Here is a 19,443-nt window from a genome sequence, read left to right on the forward strand (position 1 = left end):
AATAAACAAGGGCGCACAAGCACCCGACCAAAAAATTCCGGATTACATTCTATCGATAAATTCGGAAACATCCTTGCAGGTTTCCAAATCGATTTGCAGATTGTCCACATCTTCCTGCGTGATTTTATCGGAACGAAGCGCAACATCTTCGGACGCAGGCACCTCCCGATTTTCCGACGGGATTGAATTTTGCAATTCCCGCAAGTGCTCCGTCAGCGAGAGCGTTTCTCGACGCAATTCGACACTTTCCCGCAAGACGTCCACGACGCGGCTCAAACGTTTCCGCAAAGACTGAAACTCTTCTCGATCCAATTCAAAAACATCGCCGTCCATCATCATCAACGGAGCTTTGCAACGCCCGCAGACACAGAGCATCAGCGCGCTTTTCTTCCCGCAGACAGAAACTTCCATTTCGTTTCCACAACAAGGGCACTTGATATGCATTTCTTCCATATTTCCCTAATATACTTATTTCCAGCGCGGTAAGTGCCGCCTCTTCAAAACAATTCCACTCCCTTTAAAAACAAAAACCGCAAAGGGAAAATTCCTCTTTGCGGCCTGTTTCAAGTTCTTGTAAATTACTTGACTTCGTACTGGGCGACAACCTGACCGTTGGCATCGAGAGCGCGGATGACGTCGGCATCACGTTCGAGAGTGAGGTTCGCCTTGTTGCCCTGGACGTCGGTGATTTCCATGGAGAGGGAACCGTCGGCGTTCTTCACAGCGGCGACCTGGTTGCCCTGAGCGTCTTTTTCATAATAGGTATCGCCCTGAGCAATCGGATTCGAACCGGTCCAGAATTCCACGGTGTTGAGGACGAGACCATCAACCAGACCAATGCAAATCGGATAAACCGGAATCACCCACATCAAGAAGTGGACGCAGGAATTGAGCCACTTGTTGCCCAAAGTGCCGTTCCAGTCATAGATTTTTTTGGTGAGCCCATAGCTACCGTAGCAAGCAGTCAAAGAAAATGCAGCGGCAAGACCGAGAGCAATGAGACCTTTTTTCATTTCGAACTCCTTAGTTTAAGTGATAGTTTTGCTGTAAATTATAGAAAAAAATCAAAAATTCTTATCCTTCTCCATTTTTTTGTTTCGCTACGGCCCCTATTCTAGTGACACGAGTCACATTTTTTGATTTTTCCTTTTTTCCAACTCCAAAAGCCATAAAATCCGGCTATAAAAACAATTTTTGCGATAATCAAAGCCTCTTTCATATATTAAATTAAATACATCCTGCCGAGTTCCTCTTTAGGATGTTTTAGGAGTTTATCGGAAATGTTTTTAAAATTATTTGCGCATTCGTTCCTTTTTTTCACCCTGGCCTTCGGAACGCTTTTTGCGGCTCCTCTTGAAGTTTGGATTATGCCAAACGGAGCCAATCCACAAGGAATGCTGGAACAAAGACTTGCCCTTTTTGAAAAAGAAACCGGCTTGAAAACCAAGGTCGTCGTTTTGGACTGGGGCGAAGCGTGGAGCACCATCACCCACACCCTTGAAGGCAAAGCCGAAGCTCCCGCCGTTCTCCAACTTGGAACAACTTGGGTTTCCTACTTTGCATCCCGCGGGCAACTGGCGTCCCTCGATCCCATTTTGAATAAAATTCAACCGGAGCGTTTTGTCAAAGCCAGCTGGAATACAACAGGAACCGATGGAGATCCGTCCATCTATTCCGTCCCCTGGTTTATCGATGTCCGGGCGCTGCTCGCCAACAAAGCCATCTTAAAGCTAGCGGGCATTTCCGCAGAAGATGTCGCGACTTACGAAGGCTTTTGCAAATCCCTGAAAAAAATCAACGATGCCAAAATTCTACGCAAGGATGGATCCAAAGTCAAAGCTTACGCATTTCCGGGCAAAAGCGACTGGAACATTCCCCATAATTTCGCCCCCTGGATCTGGTCCGCCGGCGGAAGCTTCGTCCTCAAAGACGAAAAGGGCAAATGGCATTCCAACTTGATGGATCCGCAAACCATCACGGGAATCGCTTCCTATCTGAATTTTATTTTAGACTCTCTGGTCAATAAAACCAGCCTTCGCGACAATACCGCCCAAGTGGTTCAGCGTTTTAACAGCGGCGAAGTCGCCTTCATTCTGAACACCACCGAGTTGGTTGCGCAAACCCGTTACAAGGCAGCGGAAGGCGGTCTCGCCTCTTCGCAAATCAGCGCCGATGGAATCGAAATGATGCAGGTCCCCATGGGCAAGGCCGGCAGCATCTGCTTTATCGGGGGGAGCAATCTGGCGATTCCCCGTTCCAAGGCGAACGACCCTAACGCCGCCAAACTGCTTCGCTTCCTGCTACGCGACGACAATTTAGACGCCTATACCAAGCAAATCGGCTTTTTGCCTCCCGTCAAGGAAGTGCTTGAAGACTGGGCAAAAGATTCGGCATATCAAATCCTCATAAGCTTGCTGGACAACGGGAAAAATTACCCGAACATCCCGGAATGGACTTTAATCGAAGGCACTCTGGTCAATCTATTCAGCGACATCTGGAGTATGCTTGACATCGGCGGGCTCTATTCCGAAGAGGCCGTTTACAGTACTCTCCTTACCTACAATCAAAAAATCAACGATATTCTTCATGCTCCAACAGGAAGCAGCCCGCCCCTTCGCCTCGACGAATTTTTAAAAATTTGGAACGCCGCTACAGAGCTGCTTCCCACCCAAATCTCGTCCGGCGAAAATTCCAGCGCATCCCCGGCAGAAGATTCGGGGAACTTCCATAAAATCGGCATCTCGATTTTCGTATTCCTCTTGGCGGTATTCTCGAGCTTCATCTTCACTTATATGAGAAAACGCTAACCATTGTCCTCCGAAAAGTCCTATGGAAACCGCAAATACAAAGCCCAACGACAAAATCCAAAGCAACATTCCGTTTGTCCATACGATCGCTTTCCGCAGCATGATTGTCTTTGCGATGGTATTCTTTATCATCCTAGCAGGCGGCGGCATTTTTCTAGTCTATGCGCAAATGAATTCCTTTCAAAAAAACGCCAGCAAAGAAAAGCAACTGGCCACCAAACAAGCTTTGGAGCAAATTTCGACGCAATGCAATATTTTCATCGGAAGGCTTTCCCTGCTAGCCACTTCGCCTTATCTATCGAATCAGGATCCCATTGAATCCAGCAGTTTTCTCAAAGGCTACAATGTTTCCCCGCTTTTTATTCCCGGCGAGCACGTCGTTCTGCACAATTCCAATCACGAAAAGGTCAGCGACAATTCGATGGTCGGCATTTCCCAAATCAACGTTTCCTACCAGGAACTGAAAAATTTTCAAGCGGTCGAGCCGCAAAAGCCCTATATTTCCCCCTTGTTCTGGGAACAGCGCACCCCCAAAAAAATCATGGCGGTTCTTGTGGAAAACCGCGCCCGATCCGACGGCTATCTTTCGGCTTCATTCTCAATTCGACGTCTGTGGGAATTTTTTGAAAACTATTCCACCGGGAAAAAAGGTTTCTTCATTATCGTAGATGAGAGCGATGTCATTGTCTATCACCCCCAAATTCAAGAATGGGCAAACGGCGAAAAGAAAGTTCAAGATTTGGGATTGAAAGATTTTGACGCGAAGACCTTTAAAGCCTCTCAAGATTTTTACCGGCTGAACGACGGAAAAGATTACCTGATCAACTACGAATACGATCCCAAAACCAAATTTGGCGTTTTAGCGCTCCAGTCTAAAAGCGAAGTCATGGCTCCCGCTCAAGCGTATTTCCAAATTTTCATCTATATCGGCCTTGTGTTCCTTATCGCTACCCTGTGCATCACCCTTTGGCTATTCTTCAGCATAGAAAAGCCGCTGCAAAAACTGATCAAAAAAATGCTGATTATCGCCGACGGACATTATGAAGAATCCAGCGGCATTACGGGAGACAAGCAAAACGAAATCCATGTTCTGGCTCGCGTGTTCGACAAAATGCGTTTAACCATTCAAAAAGAAATCAACGCTCTCGCCGAGCATCAGGCGCACTTGGAACAAGAAGTTCTAAAGCGAACCGAAGAGCTGCACAAAATGAACCAGCAGCTCCAAATTATTTCCCGAATCGACGAATTGACAAAACTCCCCAACCGGCGAGACATCCGCGAAAAAATTCAAAACGAAATTTATCGCTATGAACGAACCAATCGCAACTTCTCCATTCTCTTTGTTGATATCGACAAGTTCAAGGATTTCAACGACAAGTTCGGGCATATTTGCGGCGATCTGGTTCTTAAAACCGTTGCCGAAACCCTACGCGACCAGTTGCGCAAACAGGATGTCGTTTCCCGATGGGGCGGAGAAGAATTTCTGGCCATGCTTCCAGAAACCCCGCTGCAAGGAGCCTCTCTCGTTGCAGAACGTCTGCGCCGCAGCATCGAAAATCGGAAAATTGAATTTGCTGGCCAGCAACAGCACGTCACCATCACTCTTGGCGTTGCCGAATACGACAAGCGCCTCGGTATGGATCACAGCATCAATCTGGCAGACCGAGCCCTTTACAACGGCAAGCAAACCGGACGCAATAAAGTCGTCGTCTTTGACCCCAAGGACATCACGGAAGACGACTTGAAAGCCGCCCAGGAAGAGCTTCAATTTGCCGCACAAAATCCCGACACCGAAGAAAAAACGTAGCGGAAATTCAACGCCAAATTTCAAGCGTTCAATTTTCCCATTTTTCATCCATAAGGGTACTCGATGATTTCCGTTTGCATGGCAACTTACAACGGCGCAAAATTTATTCGCGAACAATTGAAAGCATTTTGCTTCAGCTTTCTTTAGAAGACGAAGTTATCATTTCCGACGATTCTTCAACGGACAATACCATCGAAATCATCAAATCATTTCACGATCATCGAATTCAATTATTTGAAAAAAACACCATTCATTCTCCCATTTATAATCTGGAAAACGCCTTAAAACACGCCCGAGGCGAATACATTTTTCTTTCCGACCAAGACGACAGATGAAAAGAGAATAAAATCGCCGTCTGCATGGAATCGCTAAAAACAAACAATCTTGTTGTCCACAATGCCGAAATCATCAATGGAGAAGGGAATTTACTTTTTCCATCATTCTATATTCTCAACCACACACAAAAATAGAACTGCAAAATTTTTCTAACACTATGCATTTTGGAAAATGGACTCGCATTTATTTTCTATTCAAGTACCATTTTTTACGGAAGGGCTTTTTTAGAAAATGGAGGGAATTTTTAGATGCTTAAAATTTTCCTGGACCCTTTCGATTTTCGCAGATAAAGAATCTTTTGTAAACAATAAAGCTAAGCTAGAAAATAAAAAAAGACCTGCCTTGAAGACAGATCTTTTGCAAGAATTTATCCGCTCTATTCTTCGGTTGCTTCTTCGTCGGAGTCCGGCATTAAAGCCGCGGCATTTCCCAAAAGCGCATCCACATTCACGCCCAGGAACTTATTCGACTTGTCAAAACGAGCGACGATATAATAATCGCTGTTCCAGGAGAGAGTGCGGAGTTTGCCGTTTCCATCCGGAGTTCCCGAAACCTTGGCAGAGAAGAGTGTACTGGCAAGCCGTTTTTCAATTGTCGCAAAATCCTTGGACGTTTTAGCCTGTTGATTGGCAGTGCAGGCGATGTTCCAAAGAACCGCATTGTTTTCGATAACAGAATTCTGCCCGTCCACAATGTTCAGCGCTTGCTTGTAATACGCTTCCGTTTTTTTCTGATAGGCTTCTTCGGCTTGCGAAACGTATGCGCCTTTCTGCATAAAAAGAAGCGCGAAAATGGCGAGGTTTAACGCCAACGATGCAATCATAATGTATTTGAGTTTCATAGAGCCTCCTTACTTGGCTTGAAAATCGAACGGGGCGGGTTTAGAAACAGAGAACGTTGCAGACGGAGAAACTGAAGACAGAGCCTTGTAATCGACCCCGGCAAAATTTCCGCCTTTGAAAGTAAACTTGACAAGGCAATCGGTTCCACAAGAAAGCGCTGTTTCGTTTCCATTCGTCTGGGGATTCAGCACCTTCGCAGAGTCCAGTGCGGCGACCCGAGCGTCAAACGCCTCTTTAGAAAGATTTTGTGAAGTGGCTTCAAAAATCAGCTGCCACAGAAGATTGCCATTTTTGATAAACGCATTCTGCGCATTGACAACCTTGGAGACCTGATTCGTATAGGCAGTCGTTGCCGCTTTATAAGCCACTTGCGCCTGCTCCTTGTAGCCGTTTTTCAGCACAAGCATAATCACAATCAAGGCGATATTGACCACGATGGAAACAGCTAAAATAAGCTTCATCTTTTTGGGATCCATAATTTCTCCTACAGTTGAACGAGTTTTGTATAATGTATATTTTCTTGAAAAAAGAAAAGGTAAAAAAATGCAAAAAAGACTCTCGGACGCGGTTTTTGAAAATTTGAAAGAACTGATTAAGGCGAAAAATGCCGCCCACGAATCGATGTTCAAGTTCAGTTGGAAAAAACTTTGGCCATTTAGCCTTATCTGGCCTCAAGTGGACTATATCCGCATCCAGCGATTTATGGGAGAGGTCAAAGAAAAAGCGATTTTGCAAAAGCAATTCATCCAAGACAATCTGGGAAGTTCTTCCCCCGAAGAAAAGGAATTTTTAAACGCCATCCCCGCCTATGTAGATGCACTCGGCAATTCCTGCGATAAACTCGCCCGAGTCGCCGAATTTAAACAGAACATTCTCGAAAAAAAGCAAAAACGGGATCCCTTCGCCTTCAATCGGATTTTAAAAGATTATGAAGATGCACAAGCGACTCTTGTTCGCGCCGGAGCCTTCGTACAAGTCGCCTGGGGAAGCCTTGCCCCAAATCGCAGCAAATCCCAATATGCCGGAAATTAGCGTCATCATTCCCATTTTCAATACGGAAAAGTTTCTCGCTCTCTGTTTAGAAAGCGTTTCGGCACAGACTTTTAAAAATTTTGAAGCGATTCTTATTGACGACGGCAGTACGGATAAAAGCCAATGGATAGCCGAAGAATTTGTTCGCCGCGATTCCCGATTTCATCTTATCTCTCAAAAGAACTCAGGCCTTTCGGAAGCCCGCAATACGGGAATTTTAGCAGCAAGCGGAAACTGGATTACCTTTGTTGATAGTGACGACATCTTGAACGTCCATTTTTTACAAATGCTATATTCCGCAGCTATACAAAGACATTCTTTGGTCGCCGTCTGCGGGAAAAAAAATTTTAGGGAAATTCCCAACAAAGACATTTTTAATCAGATCACAGATAGCCCAGAAAAAATTTCCAGCGAAGAGGCTCTTATAAGAGCATTTTACCAGAACCGCATTCCCGACCATTCCGCATGGAACAAGCTTTTTCATAAAAGCCTTTGGCAGAACCGAAAATTTCCCAAAGGAATTTTCTTTGAAGATATGGCTGTAATTCCCGCAATTCTTTGGGAAGCGCAAACAATAGCCATCTGCAAAGCACCCCTTTATTTTTACAGAAAACACAAAGGAAGCATTTTATCGTCCGCTTACGATTTAAAAAAAGCGGAGCTACTTGCCATTGCTGAAAAGAATCTGAATTCTTTTCAGGACATTTCCATTCGGGTAAAAAAAGCCGCCGAAAGTCTTTTGTTGAGTGCCAGTTTCAGCATTTTGATGCGCACACCGGATTCCGCCGAATTTGCCAACGTCCGTTCCCGCGCTTTTGACTGGATTCGCCGTCTGCGAAAGCAATCCTTGTTAGACATCCACACTAGATGGCGGAATAAAGTCGCCGTCCTCTGTTCTTTTGGCGGTTTGCGTTTTTTGAATTTTATTTTGCAAAGGCTAAAATGATTCCGCATAAAATCCATTATTGCTGGTTTTCCAAAGAATCTTTTCCCGCATTGGTAAACACATGCATCCAAAGCTGGAAGCGCTTTATGCCGGAATACGAATTTATCCTTTGGGATTACGATAAAGCCCGCCAAATCCAAATGCCTTGGATAAACAAAGCTCTGGAAGAAAATCGCTGGGCTTTTGCTGCCGATGCCGTTCGTTTGTACGCCGTCTATTCCGAAGGAGGAATCTATTTGGATTCCGATGTAGAAGCCCTCCGTTCCTTTGATCCTTTGACGAATCAGCCTTATTTTTTTGGGTACGAGAATGGTTCGCACCGCATTGAAGCAGCGACGTTCGGCGCAGAAGCGCACTTTCCCGCTGTTGAAAAAGCATTGCAATTTTACCAGACGCATTTTTTTGAATACAAAGAAAGCGATGTGGATTTTTTAGTCATTCCAAACATTCTTGCTGAAACTTTTCAAAATATGCAACTTGAAATTTTTTCAGAAGATTATTTTTCTCCAAAAAATTTTACCAATGGGCAAATTTGCATTTCGCCAAACACTTTCAGCATCCACCACTTCTCAAGCAGCTGGCGTCCCTCTGTTTTGCAAAAAAGCATTCGCTGTCGCCAATGGATTTACAAGCATTTCCCTCAAAAAATCGCCAAGATTCTCCATGCGCCGCTTTCCATTCTAACCAATTTTTATAATTTGGGATGGCGTAAAACCCTGCAAAAAATCGTTCGCCGTTTTAATGTTTCAAAAGACAGCGCGGAATAAAAAGTTTCGGAAAGCGTTTTAAAAAAGGCAAAGAAAACGAAGCCAGTTCCGGCAACCGGCGAAACGCCTCTACTTTATTGTGATACGCCAAATTGGAAAAGCAGTGGGATTTCCAAATCCTAACGGCCTTTTTATACAAAGGAATATCTCGATAATCTTCAAGAACTTTTAAAAACGTCCCATACATCAGATGCCCATCCGAAGACATATTTTTCCCATGAATGCGATAATAAGTACAAATATGCGACAATACTGCCTGCGGGCCATTCGCCTTCAAAATTTTTAGCCACAACGGAAAATCTTCAAAGGGAAAACGCTCGTCATAGCCTCCCATTTTTTTTAACTCTTCCAATCGCAACATCTCCGTACAACCATTCAATTCCTTTTTTCCCAAAAAAAACTCTTCAAAAGAAACCTGCGGAACTGAACGAAGGTAACGGGAATCCGGATTCGGATTGATTTTTTCATCGGCATCCATCAACTGAATCAGACCGAAGCACGCTATTTTTTCCGGATGCGATTCCAAATAAGCGCTTTGAACGGCAAGACGCCCCAGAGCCATCCGATCGTCCGAAGAAAACGAACAAAAATATTTTCCATTCGCCAAAGAAAGCAATTCGTTCAGAGTGCGAACAAGGCCGCGATTTTCCCTGTGAATATAGCGAAATCCCAATTCCTTTTGCAAAGCTTCAAGAATCTGCGGAGAATCGTCCGTGCTGCCGTCATCGATGACTATCAATTCAAAAGAAACGCCCTGCTGTTCCATCACGGAGCGCACCGCGCTTTCCACAAAGCGGGCATGATTGTAGCTGGGCAGCAGAACAGAAACTAGAGGTTTTTCCATGAGAGACTCCGCGTCATGACAAGAAGCAACACAAAGCAAATCGCATTTTCAAGCGCATAAGCAAAAAACGGAGAACGATACCCGAACCAGGTCGTTCCTAAAACCGTGAATGCGACAAAAAGCAGATCCGAAACAATTTCCACCGTTAAAAAAGAAACCGTTTCTTTACGGGCGACAAGCGCAAGTCCCAAGCACCAGCAACCCGACTTGAAAAAATCGCCGACAATTTGCCACGGCAAGAGCGAAGAAAGCGGCAAGAAATGGTCGGAAAGCGCAAACAGAATGACATAATCCCGAAGAATAAAAAGAAGTCCGCACAAAGCCAAAGCAATAAGCATCACCCGGACAAGTAGCGAGAATAGCGTCTGACGAAATGCAATCTGTTCCTTTGCAGTCGATAAACGCGGCAGCAGAACGACCCCTAGGACCGATGAAAAACCGACGTTAAAAAAATCTGAAATACGGAGCGCGCCTTGCCAAAAGCCCGCCGCATCCCAACCAAAACGATTTCCCAAAAAAGAACGCATAAACATATACAAAGCCGGAGTTAAAATCATCGGGATCAGCCCCATTAACGCATAGCTGCGCCAAATGCCGTAATTCGCAGTAATTCCCGCGCGAAATCGTTTGTATGTAAATCCGCCACGGAGAGCAACGATCAAAGCGAATATGGCAGAGACAATCGACTGCGTCGCAACGGCGGAAAGAATGGAAAGAATTTGAAAGTGGATGAATAAAATCACCCAGAGAGCATTTAAAATAGCAGAACCCGCAATAATTATCGACCAACGCCGATAATCCGAAAAACCATTCATCACCGAAGAGCAAACCGAAACGAGAGTCAATGCAATCATGCCAGGAACAGCAAAGAGAATCGCCGCCTGCATATAGCGTTCAGGAACTCCTGGGAAAAACGCCGATAGCGGGGCTAAAAAAGCAAACAGCACAAAGAAAATCGCTGTAGCCATCGATGCGTAAACACAAATCCGAAATCCGCCTCGCCATATCGAATTTAAACGAGATTCATCGTCTCGGTGCCGAGCCGTTAAACTGACCCAGCCATTTTGCATTGCAAGCGAAGAAGTCCCTTGCCCGATGTTGATAAGATTCTGCAATTGTCCCACAATGGCAAAGCCCACAGGACCTGCAACTACCGCTAAAAATTTATTGACCGCAAATGCGCACGCCATCCGAATGAAAGTCGCCATTCCCGAACGGGCCGACTGTTTCCAAAAAATATCCATTTTCATAGTGCATACTCGTAAATGTCAAAAGCTACGCCACGCCCCGCATAAGTTTCCTTTTGATGGGAAAGCCCCGCATTCAAAACGCGTCCCTGTTCCTCGTTCGATGTTCCCCAATCAAAAAAGCGCTGCTCCGGAAAATAATTGATTTCATTCAACATCAAAAAATCCATCGCATGCAAAGAACGCCCCTTTGCAGAACTTGCCAGATATTGGGAATGCGCAACGCGGTTAGAAACGTAAACAACGCTCCCCGCAAGCAATTCGCCATCTTTTTTTACCACAAGCAACTTGATATTCTGGGGAAAGCGGGACGCAAGCATTTCCAATTCCGCTTTAGAATGAACGGGGTGTACTCCATGCCCCTGCTGCAAACAAGAATCGAGCAAGTCCCAGAAGGCAGAAAAATCCGAAGATTCCGAAAAAACCAGTCCCGATCGTTCACCTTTGCGCAAATAATATTTTTTCTTGGACGACGGCTGCATTTCCTTGGGTTCTAGCGCGCTCGAAATCAGCCTGGCTCGCAAAATGGCATTCTTGCGAAAGAGCCAATACAAATCTTCTTGCGAAGGCCGAGTCGCAAAAATCCAAGGAATCGGTTTGTACACGACCTTTACCGCATTCAATCGGCGCAACTCGGCATCCAAAAGGGAAAATAAAATTTCCACATCCGCAATCCCCATAGAATTATCCAAAATAAAACCGCCAAAAGTAAGACCGGCATGAGAACTGAATACGCCATCCGAAGAAAGCGTCCCCGGCAGAACTGCGCACCATTCTTCGCCTCGGCAAAAAACAAAGGAACAGTCCGGAAAACGATCGGCGTGATAATCCATATAACCGCGTTCAAATAGAAAATTTCCATTCCGCGATTCACGTATAAATCGATTCCAGCGTTCCGCATCGCTTGGCGCATAAAGGCGAATGGAAATTTCAGACATGGACTTCTCCAATTATTTTTGCAGGAACTCCGCCCAAAATCACATTCGCAGGAAATTTTCCAGAGACGACCGCACCGGCAGCAACAACGCTGTTTTCACCGATTTCCGTTCCCTTAAGAATAGTTGCGTTATTCCCTATCCAAACGCGATTGCCGATTTTCACGGCAGCCTTTTTGGGCTTTGAAACCAGCCGACTTTCCGTATGCACCGCATGAAAATCCGAGTCGTAAATTTCTACATGAGTGCCTATCAAAACATTCTTGCCAATGAAAATTCCCGGGCCTTCCGAAATGGCGACAAAATGATTTCCCACCCACGATTCTTCCCCGAAAGCGATTTTGGATTCCGATGTCCGGGGATTCAAAAAAATGTAAGAAGTCCAAAAATCCGTATCGTTAGCAAGGCCAATGTGAACATCCTTTTCAAAAATAACCGTTCCCAATCCTTGCGTCAAAAGAGGTGCCGCACAAATCGGCGAGCCTTTCACTTTGGCATCCGAAATGAAACGGTAAAAAGCCCGCCGGCAATATGCCCAAAATTTTTTGAAAACTCTACGCACCAAACGCATTGACGGCCTCAATAATTTGGGAAATTTCTTCGGAAGAAAGCTGCGGATAAAGCGGGATGCTGAGTTCCGTATTGGCAATACTTTCGGTTATAGGAAACGAAAGAGAATTCCATTCCGCATAGGCTTTTTGCTTGTGCGGCGGAACCGGGTAATGCACCAAAGTGTCAATTCCCCATTTTTTTAAATGCTCCTGAAGCGCATGGCGTTTTTCGGAACGCACCGCAAAAATATGCCAAACGTGCTCTCCTGCTGCACCCGGACTTGGAAGTTTCACCAGAGGATTCCGAATTTCCCGAAGATAGCGTTCCGCAATTTGCGAACGGATTAAATTGTCCGCATCCAGCCGTGTTAATTTGCATGAAAGAATCGCCGCCTGCATTTCATCAAGCCGGGAATTTAATCCCTTAACAGAATTAACATATTTTTTTTCGCTACCATAATTCGATAACACGCGAATCATCCGAGCGAGTTCTTCGTCGGAGGTGGTGACAGCACCGCCGTCCCCCAAGGCCCCCAGATTTTTCCCCGGATAAAAACTGAAAGCGGCGGCATCTCCGAACGCTCCTGCGCAAATTCCTTTTTGCCTTGCGCCGTGCCCCTGTGCAGCATCTTCCACCAAAAGCAAATGATGCGACTCTGCAAATTCCGCAAGTTCTTCGCCCGGAATCACTCGGCCATACAAATGCACCGCTAAAATTGCCTGGATGCGGGAATTTTGCGAATAGGCGCGTTCACAATTTTCTAAAGAAAGATTAAAAGTTTCTTCGTCTGGTTCGACAAGCACGGGATGCAATCCGTTTTCCGTGAGTGCCAGAATCGTTGCTATATAAGTGTTTGCAGGGACGATAACGGAATCACCCGCACGCAATTTTCCCAAAGCGATATACGCCCGAAAAATGAGAATCAGCGCTTCCAATCCATTTGCAACGCCAACACAAAACGCCGTTCCGCAAAACGCTTTAAAATTTTCTTCAAATTTTTCGCACTCTTTCCCGCGAATATACCACCCGCTTTCCGTCACCCGCCGAATCACCGAAGAAAGTTCCGGTTCAAAGGATTCCGTTACCCGTTTCAAATCCAGATAATCAATCATCCTCGCCTCCGCTCCGCCGCATATTTTGTAAACAGCGCATAATCGCGAATATAATCGGATTCTTCATAAGGATGCGATGCGAAAACAAGGCAAATCGACCCCGAAGAAAAATTCAATTCTTCGGCCCAAATGCCAGGCGGCACATAAATCCCGTAAAAGGGCCTATCCAAATGTACGATTTGCGAATGAACGCCATCATCTATTTTAGCATCAAAAGAACCGGAAGCCGCCACCAAAATCTGGTGGCAAAGTTTATGCGCATGACCGCCACGATTTTCTCCGCTAGGAATATCATAAAGGTAAAACACGCGCCGGATTTCAAACGGGATCCCTTTAAAATTTTCCAAAGGTGTCAAAGAGCCCGAACGTTCCACCGAACGAGGAAATTCCAGAAGACGACAACCTCCGATTAAATTTCGCATAAAGCCGCCTTTTTAAATTCTTCAAAATCCCAAATGTAATCCTTTGGGTCGTAGCATTCCGAACTCAAAACTAAAGCCACCGAATTGGTCGAAAAATTATCCAACGTGCGAAAATGCAAAGGCGGCACATACAAGCCAAAATACGAGCGTCGCAGAGAGTAACGGCTTTCTTTTTTTCCGTCGTGCAAAAGAACGTCAAAGCTGCCAGAAAGAGCGATAATCAATTCGTGCTGTTTTTGAAAAGCATGGCTTCCGCGGATTTGCCCGCCCGGAACATCGTAAATCCAATAGCAACGTTTCACCCGAAAGGGAATATGGCGTTCCGACTCGATAAAGCTCAAATTTCCACGGTCATCTAAAATCTTGGGAAGCGATAGCAGTTGGGAGCAGGAAGTCGAAAGCATACGAAGCTAAAATATAAAAAATCCCATTTGGCAAACCTATCAAAAAAAGGAATTATACGCAACACTCCACCCCAAAGATTTATCCGTAGAAATTTGAGCTATTTCGTATTTTGTAGAACGCAAGCGGTATGAAAAGAACTTGCCGTTTGATACAGGAGAAGCGGCGTTCCGCCGCTTTAAATCTGGCTGCGCAAGGAAGGACGGCCAGCCGGCAGTCAGGAAGGTCTCCCGACCGTCCGAGAATCTGGAGGTTTACGAAAGCATTTCTCGCCAGTTCCGAAACTTCAACCCCGCACGTCATAGAGAGAAGCGATCTTTGTTTGCGTCAAGATTGTTTCACCAAAGCCATTTCTGCTTGGCCCAATTTTATATTTTGGAGCAAACCCCTTTCCAAGGAAATCCGATGAACCCATCCGAAAAAATGCCAGAAGAAATTCTCCGCCGCATCTATGGCGTGCATTTTAGCTCCCAAAGCGAAGAAGCCCTTCAAAAAAGACTGCGCACCCAGCAACTTGTCCAGCAGTTGAACCTCTCCTTTCCGGAAGAATACGAAAAACGGGAAAAAATTTTTCAGAATTTGTTCGGGCACTTTGGAAAGGACGCCCACTTGGAACCGCCATTTCATTGCGATTGCGGGGAAAATATTTTTATCGGGGACAAAACTTTTCTCAATTTCAACGTGACCATCCTGGACAGCGCGGAAGTGCGAATCGGAAACAACTGCTGGATTGCTCCCAACGTCCAGATTTATGCGGCCACCCATCCTACCGACTATTTGGAACGGCGTAAAATCTGCCTGGCCAAGCCAATCACCATCGGAAACGACGTGTGGATTGGCGGAGGTTCCATTATTTTGCCCGGCGTCCAAATCGGAGATGGCGCTGTAATCGGGGCAGGAAGCGTGGTCACCCATGACATTCCGGCATTCTGCATCGCCTTCGGCAATCCCTGCAAAGTCCATCGGCATTTGGAAAACAAAGTGGACAAGGAAAATTCTTGAAAGGAATAAGCCGCCACCATCGGATAATTCAAAAAGTGGACCGCCCCATTTTTTAGCGGAAACTTTTCAGCGGAAACATTCTTTTTTTTGGGGAGGGGGCGTTTCCTGCCGTTGGCAGGCCGCGCCTTCGCGTTATCGGCGAGAAAAAGCAAAAATAAACGCCATCACCCGCCGTCCGTTCAGCCTTGCCTTCGGCCAGTCCGAACCCATCCGGGCTTCAGTCGCTAACGCAAAAAAGAAGGTCGCATTTTAGCGGGTGACTCAACGCAATTCTACTTCATTTGTACGAAAAAGACCGTTCCTTCCAAAATTTTGAATAGAAAGAGCGGCTGGATGCCGCTTCTCCTATCATTCGATTGAGGAAATCTTCAGCTATCCCACAAACTCGCGAGCATTGCGGAAGAGTTTCATCCAAGGACCGTCTTCGCCCCAATCCGCTGGATGCCAGCTGTATTGAACCGTGCGGAAAACGCGTTCCGGATGCGGCATCATAATCAGTGCGCGACCGTCCTTGCTCGTAAGCCCCGTAATCCCAAAAGGCGAACCATTCGGATTCAGCGGATAGCGTTCCGTGTAAGCGTGGTTGCCATCGACATAACGAAGACTGACAAGTCCCGAAGCAAGGCAGGCTTCCGCATCCTGGCGACAGGCAAATTCCGCCCGCCCTTCACCGTGGGCAACGGCAATCGGCAACACAGAGCCCACCATTCCCTTGAGCAATACAGATGGCGAATCTTCAACTTTTAGACTGACAAAGCGGGCTTCAAAACGCTCCGAAAGGTTCTGTACAAAACGCGGCCAATGTTCCGCGCCCGGGATCAGATCCTTCAAGTTCGAAACCATCTGGCAGCCGTTGCATACGCCCAGAGTAAACGTATTCTGGCGATGGAAGAAGTTTTCAAATTCCTTGCGGGCCTTTTCGTTAAAGAGAATGCTCTTTGCCCAGCCTTCGCCTGCACCGAGAACGTCGCCATAGCTAAATCCACCGCAAGCGACCAGCCCTTGGAAGTCCGCCAAAGAAACGCGTCCGGAAAGGATGTCCGTCATGTGAACGTCGATGGATTCAAATCCGGCACGATCAAACGCCGCCGCCATTTCCACTTCGCCATTCACCCCCTGTTCGCGGAGCACTGCCATTTTCGGGCGGCTGGCATAATCCTTTTTCATCTGCATATCGAAAGTGACTTTCGGCGTAATGCCCGGGTCGTCCTTTTCGAGCTTCAGCTGGTATTCGCTTTCGGCGCAAGCCGGATTATCGCGGAGAGCGGCAATGCGATGTGTCGTGTCGCTCCAAATAGCGCGAAGTTCCGAAATGCCGACCTTGTAATCGCCGACGATGAATTCGTAAGAATCGTTCAGCGTACCGATGTCCGAGACGCACTCGCCAAGTCCCGCAGCAGCAAACGCCGCCTTGACCTCTTCGACATTTTCTTCGGCAACTTGCAGAACCGCACCGAGTTCCTCGTTAAAAAGGATTTCCACAGCGTTGCCGCAAAGCGCCGAAATATCCAGAGTGACGCCGGTATGTCCCGCAAACGCCATTTCCAGAGCAGTCACGAAAAGTCCGCCATCGCTCTTATCGTGGTAAGCGAGAATCTTTCCGTTCTTATTCAAATTCTGGATGGTTTCAAAGAATGCGCGAAGTTCCTTGGCATTTTCCACATCGGGAGCGGCATTGCCCAATTCGCAGAAGACCTGCGCAGCAATGGACGCGCCCATACGATTTTTACCGCGAGCAAGATCCACCAACAGCAAGCGGGACGGACGTTTCAAAAGGACCGGCGTCAGCGTTATGCGGGCGTCAGCAACGGGAGCAAACGCACTGATGACCACCGAAATCGGAGCCGTCACGTTGTGCTTTCCACTTTCGTTTTCCCAAACCGTGCTCATGCTCATCGAATCCTTGCCGACGGGAATCGTAATGCCTAATTCCGGACAAAGTTCCATGCCAATCGCCTTGACCGCTTCGTAAAGATCCGCACCGTCGCCCTCGTAATTCGGGGAAGCCATCCAGTTTGCGGACAAATTGATGCGACCCATGTCGGCAATGCTTGCGGCAGCCATATTCGTTATCGCTTCCGCTACCGCCATCCGCGCGCTCGCTGCCGGAGAAATCAATGCCAGCGGGGCGCGTTCGCCAATGCTCATCGCTTCGCCTTCATAAGAATCCAGAGTCGCCGTCGTCACGGCCACATCGGCAACGGGAACCTGCCACGGGCCTACCATCTGATCCCGAGCAATCATGCCCGTAACGGAGCGGTCGCCAATCGTAATCAGGAATGTCTTGTCAGCAACGCTCGGATTCGCCAGCACCCGTTCGGCAATTTCTTTTACCGAACGATTCTTCAGCACCGGCTCCGACGAAAGCGGACGCTTGACCGAATGATTGTCGCGAATCATGCGCGGCGGCTTTCCAAGAAGCACGTTGAGCGGCATATCCACCGGCGTGTTTCCAAAATGCGAATCGGAAAGAGTCAAGTGGTTCTCTTCCACGGCAGTTCCCACCACGGAATATGGGCAGCGCTCGCGCTTGCAGATTTCGTCAAAAATCGGGAGCTTGTCCTGCGGAACGGCAATCACATAACGTTCCTGCGATTCGTTACTCCAAATTTCATACGGGCTCATGCCCGGCTCGTCATTGGGAACTTTGCGCAGTTCAAATTTGCCGCCCACATTGCCATCATGAACAAGCTCCGGGAAAGCGTTGGAAAGTCCACCCGCGCCCACATCGTGAATAAAGGCAATCGGATTTTCTTTTTCCAGTGCCCAGCAACGATCGATGACTTCCTGGCAACGCCGCTGCATTTCGGGGTTTCCGCGCTGCACGCTCGCAAAATCCAAATCCTCGTTGCCGCTCCCGCTCGTCACGGAACTCGCCGCACCGCCGCCAAGACCAATCAACATGGCAGGGCCGCCCAAAGCAATCAGAGCGTCGCCCGGCTGGATGCGTCCTTTCGCAATAAATTCCTGCTTGATATTCCCAAGCCCGCCAGCCAGCATAATCGGCTTGTGGTAGCCGCGCACCTCTTTGCCCTTTGCCGATGGCACTTCCTCTTCGAACGTGCGGAAGTAACCCAGAATATTCGGACGGCCAAATTCATTGTTGAACGCAGCACCACCCAGAGGCCCTTCAATCATAATGTCCAGCGGAGACGCTATGCGGGAAGGCTTTCCAAAATCCTTTTCCCACGGCTGCACATATCCCGGAATTTTCAAATTTGAAACGCTGTAGCCCGTAAGACCCGCCTTCGGCTTAGATCCGCGCCCTGTCGCGCCTTCGTCCCGAATTTCGCCGCCACTTCCCGTGGCCGCTCCCGGAAACGGAGAAATCGCCGTCGGGTGGTTATGCGTTTCCACTTTCATCAGCACGGGAATCGGTTCTTCGTGCCACTCGTACTTGTTCGTCTTGGGGTTCGCATAATAGCGGCCCGCTTTCGCGGCACCATCCATCACCGCCGCATTGTCCTTATAGGCCGAAAGGATATTCGTCGAATGCAGCTTGTAGGTATTCTGAATCATCTGGAAGAGCGAAAGATCCTTCTTTTCGCCATCAATCGTCCACTCCGCCCCGAAAACCTTGTGGCGGCAATGTTCGGAATTCATCTCGGCGAACATGTAAAGCTCCACATCCGTCGGATTGCGATGGAGAGCCTTGAAGCTGCTTATCAGATAATCCTTTTCCGGTTCCGAAAGGGCGAGCCCCATTTCCTTGTCCGCGCGAGCGAGAGCTTCCCTGCCTTCTGTAAGAATCGGAATTTCCACCAGCTTCTTGGGTTCCTCGTGCATAAAGAGGACTCCCAACTGGTCGAAGGAAGCGAACACTTTCTGCGTCATGCGGTCGTGAATCGCCGTTTTCACCTTTTGAGAAACTTCCGCCGTGACTCCGCCATTAAAATCGATGTAATAAGCGATCGCGCGTTCAATGCGCTTGACCTCCGCAAGGCCGCAAATGTGGGCGATATCCGTCGCCTTGGAACTCCACGGGCTAATCGTTCCTGGACGGGGAGCCACCACAAAAAGAGTGCCCTCCGGATTCCGGGCTTCCATCGACGGACCGTAAGTCAGGATTTTTTCAAGGGTTTCCTTTTTTTCGGCGGAAAGTTCCTTTTCCAAATCGACGACATGGATAAATTCCGCATAGATTCCCTTGACAGGAAGAGCGTCCTGCTGAAAATCGGAAAAAAGCTTTTGAATGCGGAAGGCCGAAAGGGCCGGAGAACCACGAAGAATCATCATAAAAATACCTTGCGCTAAAGGTGAATTCCGGAATCCAAAAATAGAAATTTTAGACAAGAGAGCTAGCGAGTACTCACAAAAAGCAAGGTCTCTCTAAAAATGGCTTAGGCAAATGCTTCGACAAACTCAGCAGCCACTTGTCGAACTAGTCGAA

19 protein-coding genes are annotated in these 19,443 nt (G+C 47.3%); 7 read left to right on the plus strand and 12 right to left on the minus strand.

Translation table 11 applies throughout. The annotated features are described in order from the left end of the window. Nucleotides 1-42: 42 nt before the first annotated feature. Together B5D40_RS07250 and B5D40_RS07255 are read right to left on the minus strand one after the other, a co-directional pair. Nucleotides 43-411: a hypothetical protein gene (locus B5D40_RS07250; RefSeq protein ID WP_143394542.1), complete on the minus strand. Its 369-nt coding sequence runs from the start codon at nt 409-411 to the stop codon at nt 43-45. A gap of 167 nt (nt 412-578) precedes the next feature. Next, nucleotides 579-1,013 carry a DUF3332 family protein gene (locus tag B5D40_RS07255; protein WP_078776378.1) on the minus strand — a complete coding sequence of 145 codons (435 nt, stop codon included), beginning with the start codon at nt 1,011-1,013 and terminating at the stop codon, nt 579-581. Between the two features lie 267 nt (nt 1,014-1,280). On the opposite strand from B5D40_RS07255, the gene B5D40_RS07260 reads away from it, so the two are divergent. The 3 genes from B5D40_RS07260 to B5D40_RS07270 all read left to right on the plus strand — a co-directional run bounded on the left by B5D40_RS07260 (nt 1,281) and on the right by B5D40_RS07270 (nt 4,949). Then, nucleotides 1,281-2,807, plus strand: coding sequence for an extracellular solute-binding protein (locus B5D40_RS07260; RefSeq protein ID WP_078776379.1), 1,527 nt, complete (start codon nt 1,281-1,283; stop codon nt 2,805-2,807). A gap of 22 nt (nt 2,808-2,829) precedes the next feature. Then, complete coding sequence (locus B5D40_RS07265) at nt 2,830-4,614, plus strand: sensor domain-containing diguanylate cyclase (protein ID WP_078776380.1); 1,785 nt, start codon at nt 2,830-2,832, stop codon at nt 4,612-4,614. 128 nt (nt 4,615-4,742) lie between these two features. After that, entirely contained in the window at nt 4,743-4,949 is a 207-nt protein-coding gene (locus B5D40_RS07270; protein WP_198951090.1) for a glycosyltransferase, read from the plus strand. Nucleotides 4,950-5,326: 377 nt separating this feature from the next. Here B5D40_RS07270 and B5D40_RS07275 read toward each other — a convergent pair whose 3' ends face one another. Then, entirely contained in the window at nt 5,327-5,791 is a 465-nt protein-coding gene (locus tag B5D40_RS07275; protein ID WP_078776381.1) for a hypothetical protein, read from the minus strand. Between the two features lie 9 nt (nt 5,792-5,800). Beyond that, nucleotides 5,801-6,268, minus strand: a complete 468-nt coding sequence (locus B5D40_RS07280) for a hypothetical protein (protein WP_078776382.1) — start codon at nt 6,266-6,268, stop codon at nt 5,801-5,803. 67 nt (nt 6,269-6,335) lie between these two features. Between B5D40_RS07280 and B5D40_RS07285 the strand changes: the two genes are divergently transcribed. The 3 genes from B5D40_RS07285 to B5D40_RS07295 are packed head-to-tail and all read left to right on the plus strand — an operon-like array spanning nt 6,336 to nt 8,537. Next, the gene (locus tag B5D40_RS07285) at nt 6,336-6,824 is read left to right on the plus strand and encodes a hypothetical protein (protein WP_143394541.1); all 489 of its coding nucleotides are present in this window, start codon (nt 6,336-6,338) and stop codon (nt 6,822-6,824) included. Continuing rightward, complete coding sequence (locus tag B5D40_RS07290; RefSeq protein ID WP_158222209.1) at nt 6,811-7,770, plus strand: glycosyltransferase family 2 protein; 960 nt, start codon at nt 6,811-6,813, stop codon at nt 7,768-7,770. The genes B5D40_RS07285 and B5D40_RS07290 overlap by 14 nt, the downstream gene beginning before the upstream one ends. Beyond that, nucleotides 7,767-8,537 (plus strand): glycosyltransferase family 32 protein, encoded by a 771-nt coding sequence (locus B5D40_RS07295; RefSeq protein ID WP_078776385.1) that lies wholly within the window; start codon nt 7,767-7,769, stop codon nt 8,535-8,537. The genes B5D40_RS07290 and B5D40_RS07295 overlap by 4 nt, the downstream gene beginning before the upstream one ends. Here the strand turns inward: B5D40_RS07295 and B5D40_RS07300 are convergent. From B5D40_RS07300 to B5D40_RS07330, 7 genes are read right to left on the minus strand one after another with little or no spacing between them, the layout of a single operon-like run. After that, a complete protein-coding gene (locus tag B5D40_RS07300) occupies nt 8,509-9,381 on the minus strand; it encodes a glycosyltransferase family 2 protein (protein WP_078776386.1) in 873 nt (290 codons plus the stop codon). The genes B5D40_RS07295 and B5D40_RS07300 overlap by 29 nt on opposite strands. Further along, nucleotides 9,366-10,631, minus strand: coding sequence for an O-antigen translocase (locus B5D40_RS07305; protein ID WP_078776387.1), 1,266 nt, complete (start codon nt 10,629-10,631; stop codon nt 9,366-9,368). The genes B5D40_RS07300 and B5D40_RS07305 overlap by 16 nt, the downstream gene beginning before the upstream one ends. Beyond that, nucleotides 10,628-11,566, minus strand: coding sequence for a GNAT family N-acetyltransferase (locus tag B5D40_RS07310; RefSeq protein WP_073303001.1), 939 nt, complete (start codon nt 11,564-11,566; stop codon nt 10,628-10,630). The genes B5D40_RS07305 and B5D40_RS07310 overlap by 4 nt, the downstream gene beginning before the upstream one ends. Then, a complete protein-coding gene (locus B5D40_RS07315; RefSeq protein WP_078776388.1) occupies nt 11,559-12,134 on the minus strand; it encodes an acyltransferase in 576 nt (191 codons plus the stop codon). Before B5D40_RS07315 ends, B5D40_RS07310 begins: the two co-directional genes overlap by 8 nt. Continuing rightward, entirely contained in the window at nt 12,118-13,227 is a 1,110-nt protein-coding gene (locus B5D40_RS07320; protein ID WP_078776389.1) for a DegT/DnrJ/EryC1/StrS family aminotransferase, read from the minus strand. The genes B5D40_RS07315 and B5D40_RS07320 overlap by 17 nt, the downstream gene beginning before the upstream one ends. Beyond that, nucleotides 13,224-13,649 (minus strand): sugar 3,4-ketoisomerase, encoded by a 426-nt coding sequence (locus B5D40_RS07325; RefSeq protein ID WP_073303007.1) that lies wholly within the window; start codon nt 13,647-13,649, stop codon nt 13,224-13,226. The genes B5D40_RS07320 and B5D40_RS07325 overlap by 4 nt, the downstream gene beginning before the upstream one ends. Next, nucleotides 13,637-14,053: a sugar 3,4-ketoisomerase gene (locus B5D40_RS07330; protein ID WP_078776390.1), complete on the minus strand. Its 417-nt coding sequence runs from the start codon at nt 14,051-14,053 to the stop codon at nt 13,637-13,639. The genes B5D40_RS07325 and B5D40_RS07330 overlap by 13 nt, the downstream gene beginning before the upstream one ends. Nucleotides 14,054-14,456: 403 nt before the next feature. On the opposite strand from B5D40_RS07330, the gene B5D40_RS16375 reads away from it, so the two are divergent. After that, on the plus strand, nt 14,457-15,053 hold the full coding sequence (locus tag B5D40_RS16375; RefSeq protein ID WP_198951089.1) for a sugar O-acetyltransferase: 597 nt from the start codon (nt 14,457-14,459) through the stop codon (nt 15,051-15,053). A 372-nt stretch (nt 15,054-15,425) separates the two neighbouring features. Here the strand turns inward: B5D40_RS16375 and purL are convergent, their stop codons facing one another. After that, complete coding sequence (gene purL / locus B5D40_RS07345) at nt 15,426-19,289, minus strand: phosphoribosylformylglycinamidine synthase (protein WP_078776392.1); 3,864 nt, start codon at nt 19,287-19,289, stop codon at nt 15,426-15,428. Nucleotides 19,290-19,443 lie beyond the last annotated feature (154 nt).

It is taken from the genome of Fibrobacter intestinalis, from assembly GCF_900167415.1.
In the GTDB taxonomy this organism is placed as follows: domain Bacteria; phylum Fibrobacterota; class Fibrobacteria; order Fibrobacterales; family Fibrobacteraceae; genus Hallerella; species Hallerella intestinalis.